This is a genomic window from Cytobacillus oceanisediminis (assembly GCF_003182355.1).
Lineage (GTDB): Bacteria > Bacillota > Bacilli > Bacillales > Cytobacillaceae > Cytobacillus > Cytobacillus oceanisediminis_A.
Genome location: NZ_QGTW01000001.1, coordinates 535,375 through 551,285, shown reverse-complemented (window position 1 = coordinate 551,285; position 15,911 = coordinate 535,375). Strand labels below are relative to the sequence as shown.

General features: G+C 39.4%; 13 protein-coding genes. 12 read left to right on the top strand and 1 reads right to left on the bottom strand.

Annotated elements, in window-relative coordinates:
* Positions 1-14: 14 nt before the first annotated feature.
* From DFO73_RS02660 to DFO73_RS02625, 8 genes are all read left to right on the top strand, one after another.
* Positions 15-1,592 carry a PucR family transcriptional regulator gene (locus DFO73_RS02660; RefSeq protein WP_110063539.1) on the top strand — a complete coding sequence of 526 codons (1,578 nt, stop codon included), beginning with the start codon at positions 15-17 and terminating at the stop codon, positions 1,590-1,592.
* Positions 1,593-1,703: 111 nt separating this feature from the next.
* The gene (locus DFO73_RS02655) at positions 1,704-2,888 is read left to right on the top strand and encodes a metal-dependent hydrolase family protein (RefSeq protein WP_110063227.1); all 1,185 of its coding nucleotides are present in this window, start codon (positions 1,704-1,706) and stop codon (positions 2,886-2,888) included.
* Positions 2,889-3,103: 215 nt separating this feature from the next.
* On the top strand, positions 3,104-4,510 hold the full coding sequence (locus DFO73_RS02650; protein ID WP_110063226.1) for a sodium:solute symporter family protein: 1,407 nt from the start codon (positions 3,104-3,106) through the stop codon (positions 4,508-4,510).
* A gap of 30 nt (positions 4,511-4,540) precedes the next feature.
* On the top strand, positions 4,541-5,671 hold the full coding sequence (locus DFO73_RS02645; RefSeq protein WP_110063225.1) for a M24 family metallopeptidase: 1,131 nt from the start codon (positions 4,541-4,543) through the stop codon (positions 5,669-5,671).
* 70 nt (positions 5,672-5,741) lie between these two features.
* Positions 5,742-6,917, top strand: a complete 1,176-nt coding sequence (locus tag DFO73_RS02640) for a metal-dependent hydrolase family protein (RefSeq protein ID WP_110063224.1) — start codon at positions 5,742-5,744, stop codon at positions 6,915-6,917.
* 209 nt (positions 6,918-7,126) lie between these two features.
* Positions 7,127-7,492, top strand: coding sequence for a Na-translocating system protein MpsC family protein (locus DFO73_RS02635; RefSeq protein ID WP_110063223.1), 366 nt, complete (start codon positions 7,127-7,129; stop codon positions 7,490-7,492).
* Between the two features lie 318 nt (positions 7,493-7,810).
* Positions 7,811-8,833, top strand: a complete 1,023-nt coding sequence (locus DFO73_RS02630; protein WP_110063538.1) for a Nif3-like dinuclear metal center hexameric protein — start codon at positions 7,811-7,813, stop codon at positions 8,831-8,833.
* A 17-nt stretch (positions 8,834-8,850) separates the two neighbouring features.
* Positions 8,851-9,972 carry a hypothetical protein gene (locus DFO73_RS02625; protein ID WP_110063222.1) on the top strand — a complete coding sequence of 374 codons (1,122 nt, stop codon included), beginning with the start codon at positions 8,851-8,853 and terminating at the stop codon, positions 9,970-9,972.
* Between the two features lie 157 nt (positions 9,973-10,129).
* Here the strand turns inward: DFO73_RS02625 and DFO73_RS02620 are convergent, their stop codons facing one another.
* Entirely contained in the window at positions 10,130-10,594 is a 465-nt protein-coding gene (locus DFO73_RS02620) for a hypothetical protein (protein WP_110063221.1), read from the bottom strand.
* A gap of 526 nt (positions 10,595-11,120) precedes the next feature.
* On the opposite strand from DFO73_RS02620, the gene DFO73_RS02615 reads away from it, so the two are divergent.
* The 4 genes from DFO73_RS02615 to DFO73_RS02600 all read left to right on the top strand — a co-directional run bounded on the left by DFO73_RS02615 (position 11,121) and on the right by DFO73_RS02600 (position 15,905).
* A complete protein-coding gene (locus tag DFO73_RS02615) occupies positions 11,121-12,095 on the top strand; it encodes a LacI family DNA-binding transcriptional regulator (protein ID WP_110063220.1) in 975 nt (324 codons plus the stop codon).
* A 250-nt stretch (positions 12,096-12,345) separates the two neighbouring features.
* Positions 12,346-13,302, top strand: coding sequence for an ABC transporter permease (locus DFO73_RS02610; RefSeq protein WP_110063219.1), 957 nt, complete (start codon positions 12,346-12,348; stop codon positions 13,300-13,302).
* 16 nt (positions 13,303-13,318) lie between these two features.
* Positions 13,319-14,233, top strand: a complete 915-nt coding sequence (locus DFO73_RS02605; protein ID WP_110063218.1) for a carbohydrate ABC transporter permease — start codon at positions 13,319-13,321, stop codon at positions 14,231-14,233.
* A 34-nt stretch (positions 14,234-14,267) separates the two neighbouring features.
* Positions 14,268-15,905 (top strand): ABC transporter substrate-binding protein, encoded by a 1,638-nt coding sequence (locus DFO73_RS02600; RefSeq protein WP_258309159.1) that lies wholly within the window; start codon positions 14,268-14,270, stop codon positions 15,903-15,905.
* Positions 15,906-15,911 lie beyond the last annotated feature (6 nt).

The following is a 15,911-nucleotide window of genomic DNA, read 5'->3' as shown; positions in this document are numbered from 1 at the left end:
CAAAGGGGGATCTTATGATTACAGTAAAAGAGTTTGCAGATGTGTTAGAACGGGATAATATTTTGCTGGTAAGCGGCAGCAGGCAAAATATGAATAAAGAGATTGCCTACTTAACTAGTATGGAGCTTACTGAAAAAACATCCCGTATGAAAGAAAAAGGGTTTGTTATGACCACTTTTCACGCTTTTAAGGATGTGAATCAAATGATTAGCCATTTAGAATGGATGCAGGAGATCGGAATTAGTGCAGTTGGTTTTCATACAGCAGCATTGAAAGCAATTCCAAAGGAAGTGATCGACTACTCCAATTTCAATTCTTTTCCTCTCTTTGAAATCCCCCAAGAGGTCCCATACTATATCATACACGAGAAATATAATCAGCTAGTCAATCAGAGGGAAAACGAACAGGCTTTGAAAATACATAAATTAAATGAAAAACTGATGGAAATTGTTCTCCTGGAAAAGGATTTAAATTCAATTGTAAAAGTGATAGGAGAATATATTAACAATGTGGTGTGTGTGTTAGACCCGTATTTTGATTTGATTGCGTATTGGAAAACGAAAGAGCAAACCAGAAATGAAATTAAGCAGCTGATCAATTTAATCATAATCCAGCATAAAGAGAACGTGTTAAAAGTGCGCTTTACCAATCGTGAAGCGAATATAGCTGTGAAAATGGATCGTCTTTCTGATCAGAATTTCAAGGTAGCCCCCTTGTTTTCTAAGATGAACTTTCTTGGGTATCTCATTATATTTCAAAATGGAACGGCGGATAAGTATTCAGAAGAGGTCATTAAGAACGGTATACGTGCTTTAAGTTTAGCTGCCTATAATAAAAATACATTGCTCCACTATCAAAAAAGCAAAGATATAGAAATGCTGGAAAGTATTTTTCAAGGTGAGTCCGATAATAAAAACCTATCTGATTTTTATATGGACCTTAAGAAGGTAAGATGCATTTTCCAGGTGCAGTCCTCCTCTCCGGAAACACTTCAGTCAAAGCTTCAAATGCTTTCTGAGAGTTTAATAGAAAATGAAACGAACTCCCGATTATGGATTTATAACAGAAAAATTGCCGGGGTGATTGATTCGATTTTAGACAGAGACAGGTTAGCAAAAATCCTGACAGATGATCCAGGAGTCCGTATTGGTGTAAGTGGGATAGAAGAAGTGAACCATTGCAGCAAAATGAAAGCTATGTATGAACAATCATCTATAGGGTTAGCACATTGTCAAGTTAACGATACACAATTGGCTTTTTGGGATGAAATGGGGATTGAAAAAATAGCCTATAATTTACAATCCCATCATTTGTTTCAAAACTTCGATGAAGAATTACTGGGCCCATTGTTTGCCTATGATCAGGAAAAAAATGCTTCCTTAACTGAAACGCTCTATACATACTTAAAACACTTTTTCAATCTGCAAAAATCGAGCGGCGAATTATTTGTGCATCCTAATACGGTAAAGTACAGATTGCAGAAAATAACCGAATTAATGGAGGTGGATATTCAAAATCCATCCAATTATTCGATGCTGATGCTGGCATTTTCTATACACAGCTATAAACAGAAGGCAGGCCAGTTTCAATAGAATTGTTTATAAGAGACAAATGACTGTCTCTTTTTTGTTTGTAGTATACAATGATAAATAATCTTTCTATTGTTATGATTTTGAATAATCAAACAATAGGGGGGCTATACAATGCCGGCAAACACGAAATGGATCTTAAAAAATGGCAGCATTATTGACGGACTAAATGATGAGGTGCTGGAGAATGCGTACATTAAGGTTGAAAATGGGAAAATATCAGGGGTGCAGCAAGGGGAGCCAGGTGAAACAGAAGGGTTTGAAGTTATTGATTGTACCGGAAAACATATACTTCCCGGCCTGATTGACTGCCATGTACATCTCGTTTGGAATGGCAGTGCAGACCCGCAATCCGTCATAAAAAATGAAGAAAATGACAGAATTGCTTTAGAAGCCTACAAGCATGCATTCGATACACTGAAATTAGGAGTCACTACGGTAAGAGATTTGGGTGCACCGGATCGCACCGTATTACATGTAAGAAATGTCATTGATTCCGGCATGCTTTTAGGACCTACTATTATAGCTTCTGGAGCACCTATTTGTATGACAGGCGGACATGTCTATTATTTAGGCTACGAATCTGATGGGCCGGACGAAGTTCGCAAGAATACAAGAAGGGTGCTCAAGGAAGGGGCAGACCTGGTGAAGGTGATGGCAACTGGCGGTATTTATACCAAAGGGGAAGAACCTGGTTCCGTACAATTAACAATAGAAGAACTGAGTGCGGCTAAAGAAGAGGCATTAAAGAAGAACAAAAAGGTCTCTGCTCATGCAGATGGAATTGAAGGAATCATGAATTGTTTAGAGGTCGGGATTGATACAATCGAACATGGAATTTACGCAGATCGTCAGGCTCTTGAAATCATGAAAAATCAGGGAACCTTTTTGGTGCCGACAATGGCCGTCATGAGACAGCTTATAAGCAGTCCTGACATTCCGGCATATGCTCTTGAGAAAGCGAAGCAAGTAGTGGGACCGCATTTCTCCATGCTGCAGGAGGCTGTTCAAATCGGAGTGAAGATTGCAACGGGTACTGACTGTGGCTCTCCATTAACCCCGCCTCGCTATTATTATGATGAATTAGCGATTATGCGTGAAGCGGGAATGTCGGAAATGGAAGTCATAAAAGCATCTACGAATGTTGCCGCTGAATGTCTGGGAATTGAAGAACAGCGCGGCAGTATTTCTCCAGGAAAGTTCGCAGATTTGTTGATTGTAGACAGCAATCCTCTAAACGATTTAAATAGTTTGCGAGGAGACAAGCTTGTGATGAAAAATGGTGTTTTGGTCAGCTGAAATATTCGGACGACAAATGTTTGTTTTCAAGCTTTGGTGTCATGATTTCAGTAAGCTGTAGCGGAACTGCAACGGGGCTCTGCGATTGTGGGGTCCCGTTGTATACATCGTTCCCAAAGGAAATTAATTAGAAAACATGGAGCGCTGTTCCAAGATAAAATCTGCCTTAAGCTTCCACACAGCCTTATATAAAAATAGTAAAAGGAGTGAGCTTATTGAACATTTATTTAGTAGCAGTCATTCTTTATCTGATTCTGATGGCGCTGATTGGTGTGTATTTCGCAAAAAAATCGGTGAAAAACAGTGATGATTTCATGGTTGCAGGACGAAGCTTGCCGCTATTCGTCGTAATGGGAACTCTTCTGGCGACGTTTGTTGGATCTGGAACTGTAGTCGGCGGAGCGAGCTTTATTTACCAATACGGACCGTTTGCCGCTATTTTTAATCTTTCAGGCGGGATTGTTGGAGCTATCATTTTATATTTTATAGCTTCTAAGATTCGAAAGATTGAGATCTATACAGTACCTGAACTATTGGAAAGGCGTTTCGGAAAAACAGCTCTTTATATATCATCCGTTATTATCATCTTCGCCTTTGTCGGAATAACAGCCTATCAGTTTACAGGTGGAGCCTATGTACTGCAATTAACCACCGGAATTCCATTGGAAGTTGGAGCCATCATTATGTGTGCTCTGGTTATCTTCTTAACTGTAAGCGGGGGGCTATTTTCGGTTGCTTATACGGATGCACTTAGTGCCATCTTAATTATCATTGGCTTTCTATTCGGGGTTCCCTTTGCATTGAATGCTGTTGGAGGGTTTGAAGGATTAGCTCTATCTTTGCCTGAAACAAATAAGACATGGAATGGCGGCTTATCATTTCCGCAGCTTCTCGGTTTCTTCCTGCCATTGTTTTTACTCGTTCTGGGTGATCAAAACATGTATCAGCGATTTTCCGCTGCGAAAGATCCGAACGTAGCCCGGAAATCCACTATCGGTTTTTTTGTTGGCAGTGTTTTTGTCATTAGTTTAACCATCATCTTAGCAACTACCTCCATTGTGCTTTTTCCAGCCATTAAACCTGATACAGCCATTTTATCACTTGCGATTGATGGTGTACCTCTTATAGTCGGATTGCTCATTCTTTGTTCAGCCGTTGCCTTTATTATCACAACAGCCACTTCTTATCTGTTATCAGCATCAGGAAATATTGTTAGTGACCTAATCCAGCGCTCCAGTAAAAGCAAACTATCAGAAAGTAAACTTCTATGGTACAACCGTGTGATTGTCGTGATATTAGGGGTCCTTGCTTATGTGTTAGGTCAATTCTTCCCAAGCGTCCTGGCAATCCAAATGTATTCCTATACGATGTATGGCGCGTCCTTAACTCCTGCCATTCTTGCAACTGTACTATGGAAGAATGCAACAAAAGCAGGTGTCATCAGCTCCATGATTGTGGGAGGTTCTGCTACTATGCTTTGGGAAATTGGTCTTGATCGGCCTTTAGATTGGAATAGTGTCCTGTTTGCCCTTCCATTATCAGTTTTAACACTTATTATTGTCAGTTTGGCAACGAGAAATAAAAATGTCACAGCAGACCTTAATACTAATCATACAACCTAATAAACTTTTTAAAAAAAGGAGTTGGAGTTTGTGGATACAAGGAAGAGGATCAATCGGTTAAAAGAGTATATGAAGGATCATTCCATTTCTGCTGTTTTTGTATTTAATCCTGATCATCAATTTTATTTAACAAATTTTAAAGCTCTTATATACTCTCGGCCCATCATCTTTCATTTACAGGAAAAGACAGCCATGATTGTTCCTGGCCTTGAAGAAACCCATGCCCTGGAACATTCACATGCAGATGATGTTCTAGTTTATTATGAACATCCTGGGGCTGGCGGGGATGAGACATCGCCTATTGAACATATACGTGCATTGGTTAAACAAAGTCCTGCCTCATCAAAAATTGGTGTGGATTTAGCCTTTATTCCGGGTGAGGTTCTTCTCTATCTTCAGGAATCAGGCTATCAGGTAGTTGATGTCGGGCAATTCATCTATCAAATGCGATTTATCAAAGATCAAGAAGAAATTCACATGCTGGAGCAGGCCGGACAATTAGTGAACCTGGCAGTAAGTAAGTCATTAGCACAAATTCGAGTTGGAATTACAGAAATGGAAATGGATGCAGCGGGAAATGCTGCACTGTTTGAAGCAACTTCTGCACAATATCCTGATTCAGTGATTGATGTTGTTGTTATGTCGCCTTCCGGGTTAAAACGAAGCATTATGCCGCATGTTTTTTCCAACACAAGAAAGATTGAAGCTGGGGATGTCATTATTCACAGCAGACAGGTTGGGCTAAATGGGTATCGTGCTGAATTGGAGAGAACCGTCATTGTTGGGAAGCCAACATCTGAACAGGAAAAGGCATTTCAAGCTGCAATAGAAGCGCAGCAGCGTGCGATTGATTTTATTAAGCCAGGTGTAAAATTTTCAGAGGTAGATGGTGTTGCCCGTCAAGTGTTTGAAAAGGCGGGACTTGAAAAATATGCGATTCACCGTACCGGACATGGAATAGGTGTATCCGCTCATGAGCAGCCATTTTTGCGTTATGACCATCATGATGTAACAGAGGAAGGAATGGCGTTCTCGATTGAACCTGGAGTTTATATACCGGGGGTTGGCGGTTTTAGACACTCTGATACCGTTCTTATTACATCTGATGGATGTCGTTTAATTACAGAATACCCGCGTGATATGAAGTCCCTGCTTTTTTAACTCATATATCAAACGAGATAGGAAGAAGTATCGTACTTCTTCCTTTTAAATGTGATAGGAGGAACATGTGATGGAATTTGTGATTTCGAATGTGCAACTATTATTTGGCGAAGAATTAGAATGTAAGAAAGACTTAGCTCTTTGGATAAAGGATGGGTTGATAAAGGAAATTATCCCTGAGTCCAAACTGCCAGCCAACGTAAAGGTTATCGATGGGAATGGAGGATATTTGGCTCCAGGCTTAATAGATTTACATATTCATATGATGTGGGACGGTTCATTAAATCCAGTTCATACCTCCGAAACAGAAGGCAATGAGCAGATGCTGCTACGAGCTGTTTCCAATTGTCAAACATATCTTCGTCACGGAATAACGACTGTCAGGGACATCGGCTCAGTTGATGATATTGCTCTGCATGTAGCAAAAGGAATCAAAAGGGGGCTCATTCCCGGTCCCGATGTCATTGCCAGCGGAAAAACATTAACCATGACAGGAGGCCATGATCCGTTCTGGGCAAGATTTGTCGATGGGAAGGAAGAGGCATTAAAGGGTGTACGGGAACAAATTTTTAAAGGTGCTGAGGTTATAAAAGTAAGTTCTACAGGCGGGGTTTATGGAAGAATAGAAGGGGAACAGGTCGGCAATGCAGAGCTTAGTCTGGAAGAGCAGGAAGTCATCTGTAAAGAGGCGCATCGTTTTGGACTCAAAGTTGCGTCCCATGCGATTGGCCGTGATGGAATCTATAATTCGATACTTGCGGGTGTGGATACGATTGAGCATGGCCATTTTCTGGATGATGAACTGGCTGCCTTAATGGAGGAACGGAATACCGCCTGGATTCCAACATTGTTCGTCTATAAGCAAATTGCTACACAAGAAGGAATTCCTTCTTATGCACGAGATAAAGCAGAGGAAATCGTCAACATTCATCGAAATGCATTTGAATCATACTTTAACCGGAATATTTTGATAGGTGCTGGCTCAGATGCTGGTTCACCATGTACGTCTCACCGGGCGCTGCTGGATGAATTGTATACGATGTTTGAGATAATTCCTGATGCAAAAAAGGTGCTGAAAACAGCAACAGTAAATGCCGGGAAAATTTTAGGACGTGATGTTGGCCAAATTAAAGAGAACTACAGGGCAAATCTGATTTTGCTTAAAGAAAATCCACTTGAGTGCCTAAATAATTTAGAAAGTATAAAGATGGTTGTAATTAGGGGAGAAGCTGCATATGAAGCGTAACAAATAATAACCTTGGAAAGCTGGCGGAATGAGTAAGTCCAGGTGACTAGTGTGCCGGACCTCTGAAGGTAGAGGGTTAATTATATCGGGGGTGCAAAATCTTATCTAGTAAAACATATTTTTAGTATAAACACTTTACAGATAGTATTAACTATGGTAAATTCTATTTATCAAATGATTCTGAAATTTCAAAAAGATGGTGTGAGTAAATGAGTTGGACTGCTGGCCCATTTAAACAGGAACTTATCAAGGACTATAACAATATCAACCTTCTTTTGTTTAACATTGGTGTCAAAAGTCAAAGAATCGACTTTTTGGGGGATAAGATATTAATTTTTGCCTATCATAAGAGAATTCCATCTCTTAAACATTTGGACGAGATTAATCGCTTTGTAACCCGAATGACCGACATTGCCATCATAGATAGTTATAAGGAACATTTAAGGAAAGTCCTTGAAGAAAAATATGGGATGAAGGTACTTTCTATTTTAAAGGATTATGATCCCATTACTGAACTTTCAGGTACTATAATTACCCTAGATCAAGATACAAGTGCATATATTTCCAGGGTATAAAACTAAATAAAGGTGACTGGTCCATTGAACTCTTAAGAGTGCATAAAAACCGTCAGTACAATCTTTCAGACTACCGTCTGTTTGATTTGTGCTGACGGTTTTTTTTATAAAAAGGCTCTGTGAAAGTCCATTAATGATTTTAGCACGTGTTGATTGGAGTGGAAGGCGCGAGACTCCTGCGGGAGTGCGGATCAAAGGGAGACCCCACAGTCGCAAAGCGACGAGGAGGCTCCCGGACCGCCCGCGGAAAGCGAGTGCCTGCAGCGGAAATCAACACACAAGTTTAACAGAGCCTATAAAAAAAGAGGAGGCAACATTATGAAAACAGTAGAAGATGTATTAAATGCGCTGGATGACCTTACAGGAGGAAGAGTGATTAAATCTCTAAATGATATTACGAGAGGTGAGCATCCCTTTGTCATCATGAAGACTTCCAACATTCCCGGTAAAGAGATCATTGAAACTCCTGGTCTTGTCTATGGTGAAATGAAAAAAGAAGTAAAAAAAATAGCAGTTGCTATGACAATGACAGAAGGATGTATCGAACTTGCCGGTGCTACTGGTGTCGATGCCATTGTTGCTCATCATCCGATAGCTGAAGCAGCTAATTCAGGTGGAGTAATTTTGAAAAACTATCTCGATCTCTATCATATAGCTGCATTTGAATTGCATGAAGCATTTCATGGATTGCATCCTGGAATCCCTTTTTTGCACGGCCACAAGGTATACCGGACAGAAGTTTCTTATGGAGGAGTACACGGAAATATTTTATATGTAGGAAAAGTACTCCCAGAGGTGAACACACTCGGAGATATTTTAACCCGGCTGGACCATTTTATGGGTCTGCAGGACGAAGATGATCTATTACATACTGAAAAGGAAATACGCAATAGTTCATCTATGACTGAAACAAGTACAGTGACACGGGGGCGAATTGTTTATGGGGAAGAAACCAGCCCCGTGAACAATATTGTGCACATTTTTCCGCATACGGGATTTTCCCCTGACCATTTACGTCAAGTCATCAAAGAACACCCGGAAGCTGACACTGTTCTCGCTTCTATTAGCCGGGTTTACGATGGACATCCTCTTATTGAAACGGCTAAGGAATTAGGACTTAATTTTATTATTGGAAACTGCCATGTGTTAGAAATACTTGAAAATGGTTTACCTTTAGCTTATGCCTTAGACAAACTGCTGCCTGGTGTTGAAGTTGTTGTTTTTCGAGAACGTGTGACAAGCATATCCTTAAATGAAATGGGATCTCCACATTTAAAGAAATATGCAGAAGAAATGGCTTCTGGTTATCTATTGAAAAAAACGGCTGTCCATACACTATAAAAAAGGAGTGCAGGTAGATGAGCGAGGTTAAATCGTTAGTACAAAAAAATTTAGAAATAGAAGAGAACAGTGTCCCGATTCCTTTAACGAGAAAATGGACCCGAATCGAAGTAGTAGGTCTTGGTTTAGTCATAATCTCACTGTTAGTATTGTTAATCAATCCAGGAACATTAGCTGGGTTATTTACTTCAATTGTCGATAACGTTTTCCCCATTATCGTAGAGGTATTTTTAACCGGCACGGTGGGAGTTTCCATTATGGTTAGTGTCATTATTGGCCGGGTACTGGAAAGGCTAGGGTTTACGGATGCGTTAATTCGGATCTTTATCCCTGTTACAAAGCTGATGAAAGTGAATTCAGCTGTTATCATTCCAAGTATATATAATATTCTTGGTGATATTAATGCTGCCGGAAAAATTGCCGGACCGATTTTGATCCGTTCAGGAGCAACAAAAGCAGAGCAAAAAATAGCGGTAGCAACCATGGTTCAATCGCAGCAATCCTTTGCTACATTTATGTTAGGTATGGTTGCTTTAACTGCTGTTGGGGCCAATGCCTTTGTCGTTGTTGTGTTAGCGGTTTTTATGCCTGTCATCATTGTTCCTTTTCTTCTATCTAAAACCCTTTATCGGGATACGAGGGCTGTTCAAATAGAAAAATTGCCTCAATTCACACCCAATACAGGATTTCTGCCTACATTATTTAATGCAGCCCGGGAGGGAGCAGAGCTTTTATTCCTTCTTATCATTCCGGCTGCAGCTGTCGTTTTTGCTGGTATTGGTGTTTTGGACTATATCGGGGTTTGGTCAAAGTTTGAATCCGGCTTGTCAACAGTATTGTTAGCTTTAAATATTCATCCTGAGACCGGTATTCTTTCCATATTGGCTAGCCCGGCGCTGGCAATGGGCCAGTTATCAGAGATTGCTGGATCTTTGGATCCGCGTTTGGTAATTGGATCATTCGTGCTAGCGTCATCCGGTTTACCCTTGTCTACTATCTTTGGTCAAATCCCGGTTATATGGGCAGCTAATTCTGAACTAACTGAAAAAGAAGCAATGGGAGCAGCTATATTAGGAATCGTCATGCGCATATTTACAGCCTTTTTAATTGTTTATTTCTTAACACCGATATTAGTTTAGGAGGATGAGATGGGAAGATCATAAGTAATGAAAATAAATATGGCTGTTGATAGGAAAAAGAAGCTGTAGGCACCGCCGTTTTATGGCTGGAAATAGATCAAAGTTATTCAGCAGTATCATATGGTTTTTAAGGCGGCAGATCAGCCTCTTTGCCACTCTATACTTTGGTGATTATAAAAGAAAGATCCATGTAAAATTGATTTGGTGGGGTTCTTTGTATGGATTGGGGATCTAAGTAGAGCACTGTTCTTTTTGTAAGATTGTTTTCTTTTTGCCATAAGTATAGAGCGGTCGTTCGTTCAATAGGCTCCATAATACCTTTGTTCGGCACTAAGAGTTCAATTTTAAGATCAGCCAGGGGGGATTCTGGACGGCTAATGAGCTTGCATGAGGCTGTTTGTAAAGGTTCAAAGCGGTTTATTGTATTTTCGGATAGATGGTGAATCCTCCCAGTAGCCGCAATTCTCTTCTCTGGAAGAATCATTCCGGATTCATGATAGATATCTCTTCCGATTGATGAAGAGATCTTTTTTTTATTCCATAAAATGCACATAGAAAAAGTGTGACCTGGCAAAACAGTCCATGCTCGTGTTGATATCAGTTCAAATCCAATAAAGGACAAGGCTCTCCCTCTTTTCCGGTGCTCGATACTGATGTTTATGCTTTAAGAAGCCAAAGATAACAAATTTTTTAAAAAATAAGTTGAAGATGGACCGTTTATTTCCAATGGACGCTTAAGGACAGCTTCCAGTAGGGAGTGCTTCTTATCTTCTATGGGGCACTTCCGAAAAATTCATCAATAATCTCTATCATTAGAGCACAACCAATTAGAAAAATAGGCAGTAAATTAATTATTAAAGCATTTTTTTAGTTCTCCCAATAAAGAAAGGTAGTTAAGGGAAAAACAGGATAAAAGAAATTTATAGTCCGAATGTTGAAGTAGAGATGTTAGATGGGGTTAGACCTGACCTATTAAGGTCTTTAAAGGAGGATAATATCCAAGCATATCTGAAAGGGAAAATAGTTGAGAAGGAATATCCTCAGCTATTTTTTGAATATTTTAATTTTTTTAAAAAAATCGTTGAAACGTTTCCAACGAAGTGATATTATAAGTTTATGAAATCGCTTTAATATTGGAGGTAGTTGTAGTGCCAAGCTTAAAAGATGTTGCGGACCTGGCGGGAGTTGGAGTTGGCACTGTTTCACGAGTCATTAACAATCATCCGAATGTAAGGAACGAAACACGGGAGAAAGTGAATGCTGCGATCAAACAATTAAATTACATACCTAATGAAGTGGCAAGAAACTTTAAAATGCAAAAATCAACAATGGTTGCATTATTACTCCCTAGTATATGGCATCCGTTTTTCTCGGAACTAGCCTATTATATCGAAGATGAGCTTGATCGGGAAGGGTATAAATTGATGCTCTGCAATAGCGGGGGCAGGCCTGACAAAGAGCTTTATTATTTAGACATGCTCAATCAGAATAAAGTAGCAGGCATTATTGGAATCACTTACAATGACATCGAAGATAGTGTAAGCACCGATATTCCGATCATCAGCATTGACCGCCATTTTGGAAAAAAAATCACATGTGTGACTTCAGATAACTATACTGGCGGCCGCATTGCCTTAAAAGAACTAGTAAAGGCAGGAGCAAAAAAAGTAGCGTATCTTGGAATCACTAGTTCTGCATACAGTGAGGTCGAACTTCGGAAAAAAGGATTTATCGATGAAGCAAAGGCCCAAGGGATTGAATATATCATTTATGAGGAGAATGATACTGTTTATAATGACGATGAATATTTCGAAAATTTCTTTAAAATAAAAGAACTACGCCATATTTCCGGGGTATTTGCTAATACTGATCTATTAGCCGCCAAATATATTGATAAAGCTAAACAATACGGAATACGAACTCCTGAGGATGTAAAAGTAATCGGTTATGATGGAATTCAAGATAATAAGCTGTTTCACCCGATTCTATCAACGATCCGACAGCCTGTTGAAGAAATGGCCAGAATGTCTGTGAAACTTCTCTTAAGAAAGATTGAAGGACAAACACTGGAGCAAGAGATTTATCGAATCCCTGTCATGTTCAGAGAAGGAGAAACGACTTAACAATTAGAATTTTTTACCCTAGGTTGGAAACGTTTCCGGTCTAACGTTATTTTTTAATTGGAAACGTTTCAATTAATGTGTTGGACCAGGGGATTTATCGAGCCCTTTTTAAGTAAAGAATGAGAACATATAAGCTTTTTATATTTTTTTAGAATCATATTGGAAACGTTTCAACAGAATGCAAGAGTAAGGGATTTATTAAATCTTAGTTATAATTTAACAAAAAAATACATGAAAGCGGGGTAAGGGGATGGAATTGGCAAGGAAGGCAAATCATGTGATTGATTCACCTATCCAAAGTAAAAAAAGAATAAAGTTTAAAAAAATCTTGAGTAATTACCAGCTCTATTTATTTCTTTTACCGGCATTAATTTATTTTATTGTATTCCATTATGTCCCGATGTATGGAGTATTAATTGCTTTTAAAGATTTTGTGGCAACAAAAGGGATTATGGGAAGTCCTTGGGTCGGATTTAAGCATTTTGAGCGATTCTTTGATTCCTATCAATTTTGGACCCTTATAAAAAACACGCTTGGTCTCAGCGTTACTCAATTAATCGTTGGTTTTCCGCTTCCGATTTTTCTTGCTCTGATGTTGAATCAAATTAGGAGTGAAAAATACAAACGTTTCGTTCAGACAGTAGTTTATGCACCGCATTTTATCTCAGTGGTTGTTTTAGCAGGTATGATCTATGTTTTCTTTTCAAACAATGGACTTATTAATAACTTAATCCTGATCTTCGGCGGCGATCCGATTTCATTTATGGCAAAACCGGAATGGTTTAAACCATTGTATATCGCTTCAGGTGTTTGGCAAGAAACAGGATGGGCTGCCATTATTTATCTGGCAGCTTTAGCAGGAGTCAGTCCGGAACTGCATGAAGCTGCGGTTATGGATGGGGCTAATAAGTGGCAGCGGATCTTTCATGTAGATATTCCAGCCATTATGCCTACGGCTGTTATTCTATTAATTTTATCAGTTGGCAACATTATGAATATTGGATTTGAAAAAGCCTATCTTTTACAAACACCGATGAACCAGCCGGCAGCAGAGATTATCCCAACCTATGTTTATAAGATGGGTTTACAGCAGGCGCAATATAGTTTTGCAGCCGCAGTTGGATTGTTTAATTCAGTGATTAACTTAATTTTATTAATCGCAGTCAATAAGTTCGCGAAGAAATTATCCGGTACAGGCTTATGGTAAGGGAGGTGCAGGAAAAATGGGTTTACTAGCTTTGAAAAATAAGAAGATTACAAGAAGGTCCAAGGAAGATAAGGTGTTTGATATTATTAATGTCTTCCTGGTTGCAATCATCTTAATATTGGTAGTTTATCCTTTGTACTTTATCGTGATTGCTTCCTTTAGTGATCCCAATATGATTTACGATGGTAAGGTATGGCTGCTGCCAAAAGAACTTACCTTCGAAGGATATGAACGGATCTTTCAGGATAGCAAGATATGGCTGGGTTATAAGAACTCTATCGTCTATACAGTTGTTGGAACAATCGTAAATGTTTCTTTTACCCTAATGGCAGCCTATGCCTTATCCAGAAAAGATTTATATGGAAGAAATGTGATCATGTTCTTGTTTCTAATGACGATGTTTTTCTCAGGCGGTTTAATCCCTACTTATTTAGTAGTAAAAAATTTAGGTTTACTTAATACAATGTGGGCCTTAATCTTGCCGAAGGCTGTAGCCGTATGGAATGTGATTGTAGCGAAAACCTTTTTCGAGACTTCCATTCCTAACGAGCTGCTAGAAGCAGCCAAAATGGACGGCTGTTCCGATGCCAAGTTTTTCTGGAAGATTGTCCTGCCGCTATCCAAACCAATTGTCGCAGTAATGGTGTTATTCTATGCAGTTGGACACTGGAATTCTTACTTTGATGCATTAATCTACTTAAATAATGAAAATTTATATCCGCTTCAATTAATATTACGAAACATCTTAATTCAAAATGAAGCATCCACGATGATGATCAGTGACTTGGATTCATTGGCAGCGAAGCAACGAGTCTCAGAGTTAATTAAATACGGTGTGATTATTGTAGCTTCTATTCCGCTTTTAATCGTATATCCATTTGTCCAAAAGTATTTTGTGAAAGGTGTTATGATTGGCGGAATTAAAGGTTAATAGAAGACTTTTTATTAAACGAGGAGGAAAATCAATGCTTAAATCGATGAAGAAAAGAATGAAGAGTAACAAAAAGGAAGTTTCCATGGCATTGGTATTAGGGTTAAGTGCTTCATTAGCATTGACAGGATGCTCTAACAACGACTCCGCTAAGACAGATCCAGCAGAAAAGGCTGTCTTTAATGAAACAGGCTTACCGATTGTCGACAAAGAAGTTACGTTACACATTGTTTCACCAAAGGCACCTTTAGCACCTGACTATTCAGAAATGGTCATTTTTGACCGACTTCAAGAAGCAACGAACGTAAAAATAAAATGGAATAATATCCCTGGCGATGGATATCAAGAAAAGAAAAATTTAATGCTGGCAAGCGGTGATCTGCCAGATGCGTTTTATGCCTCTGGATTTAGTGATCATGACCTTGTTCAATATGGCCAAAACGGAACCATTATACCTTTAGAGGAGTTAATTGATAAATATGCTCCTAATTTAAAGAAGCTGTTCGAACAAAGACCCGATTTAAAAAAAGTGGTAACCGCACCTGATGGTCATATTTATTCCTTGCCGCGTGCGGAAGAAATGGACCTTATCGGAATGCCTAACATTATGTTCATTAATAAAACATGGTTAGAAAAACTAGGCCTTGAAATGCCAACGAACTTAGAAGAATACCATGATGTGCTAAAAGCATTTAAGGAAAAAGATCCAAATGGAAATGGAAAGCAAGATGAAATTGGCCTGACTTTCTGGTATAACGGCTGGTGCGGGAATGAAGGGGATTTAATCGGATTATTTGGCCTGCCGGATGCACCATTTGAAGCGGATCACCGCGTGGTCAGAGATGGAAAAGTGATCTATGCAGCGGTTCAGCCAGAATTTAAAGAAGCGATTAAGTATTATAACGGATGGGTGAAAGAAGGTTTAATTGACCCTGAGGTTGTAACTCAAAAGACGGAGCAGCTATTTGCTAAAGGGAAAACCCAGGATCCAACCCTAGGCTCATTCATTTGGTGGGAAAATACGGAAGTAGTTGGTCCTGATCGAGCGAAAGACTACGTCGTTATGCCTCCTTTAAAAGGGAAAGATGGCAATATCGTCATTGGACGTTCCAATTACTCCGAATATGGAAGAGATGCTTTTGTCATTACTTCGGCCAACAAAAATCCTGAGATTACGATGCGCTGGGTTGACCAATTGTATGAGCCAAAAATGTCTGCGCAAATTAACTGGGGACCAATCGGTGAAATTTACGAGGAAGATGCCAATGGTATGTTAGTCAATAAAAAACTTCCTGCTGGCGTGGCTATGGGTGAATTGCGTCAAAAGGTTGCTCCAGGCGGTCCGTTTGTCGTTCTAAGAGACCACTTTGGAAAAGTGGTAGATATGGAGCCAAGAGCGAAGGAAAGATTGCAAATACTTGATCAGCATTACAGACCGCATATGGTACAGGAAAATTACCCATCCATCTTCTTTAGTCCTGAAGAACTGGAAGTGATTAATACGATTGAGCCTGAAATTAAAGCATTTGTGAAACAGAAAGAAGCGCAATGGTTGATCGATGGCGGTATTGAAAAAGAATGGGATGCGTATGTGAAGCAATTGAATGATATGGGACTCGATAAATTAATGAAAGTTTACCAAAAAGGATTGGACCGCTATAACAAGCAATAATCCTGA

Excerpts from the sequence above, each read along its gene's own strand:
- DFO73_RS02625 (WP_110063222.1), top strand. The coding sequence starts at position 8,851 with ATGAGCGAGGTTAAATCGTTAGTACAAAAAAATTTAGAAATAGAAGAG.
- DFO73_RS02605 (WP_110063218.1), top strand. The coding sequence starts at position 13,319 with ATGGGTTTACTAGCTTTGAAAAATAAGAAGATTACAAGAAGGTCCAAG.
- DFO73_RS02655 (WP_110063227.1), top strand. The coding sequence starts at position 1,704 with ATGCCGGCAAACACGAAATGGATCTTAAAAAATGGCAGCATTATTGAC.
- DFO73_RS02640 (WP_110063224.1), top strand. The coding sequence starts at position 5,742 with ATGGAATTTGTGATTTCGAATGTGCAACTATTATTTGGCGAAGAATTA.
- DFO73_RS02630 (WP_110063538.1), top strand. The coding sequence starts at position 7,811 with ATGAAAACAGTAGAAGATGTATTAAATGCGCTGGATGACCTTACAGGA.
- DFO73_RS02660 (WP_110063539.1), top strand. The coding sequence starts at position 15 with ATGATTACAGTAAAAGAGTTTGCAGATGTGTTAGAACGGGATAATATT.
- DFO73_RS02600 (WP_258309159.1), top strand. The coding sequence starts at position 14,268 with ATGCTTAAATCGATGAAGAAAAGAATGAAGAGTAACAAAAAGGAAGTT.
- DFO73_RS02635 (WP_110063223.1), top strand. The coding sequence starts at position 7,127 with ATGAGTTGGACTGCTGGCCCATTTAAACAGGAACTTATCAAGGACTAT.
- DFO73_RS02610 (WP_110063219.1), top strand. The coding sequence starts at position 12,346 with ATGGAATTGGCAAGGAAGGCAAATCATGTGATTGATTCACCTATCCAA.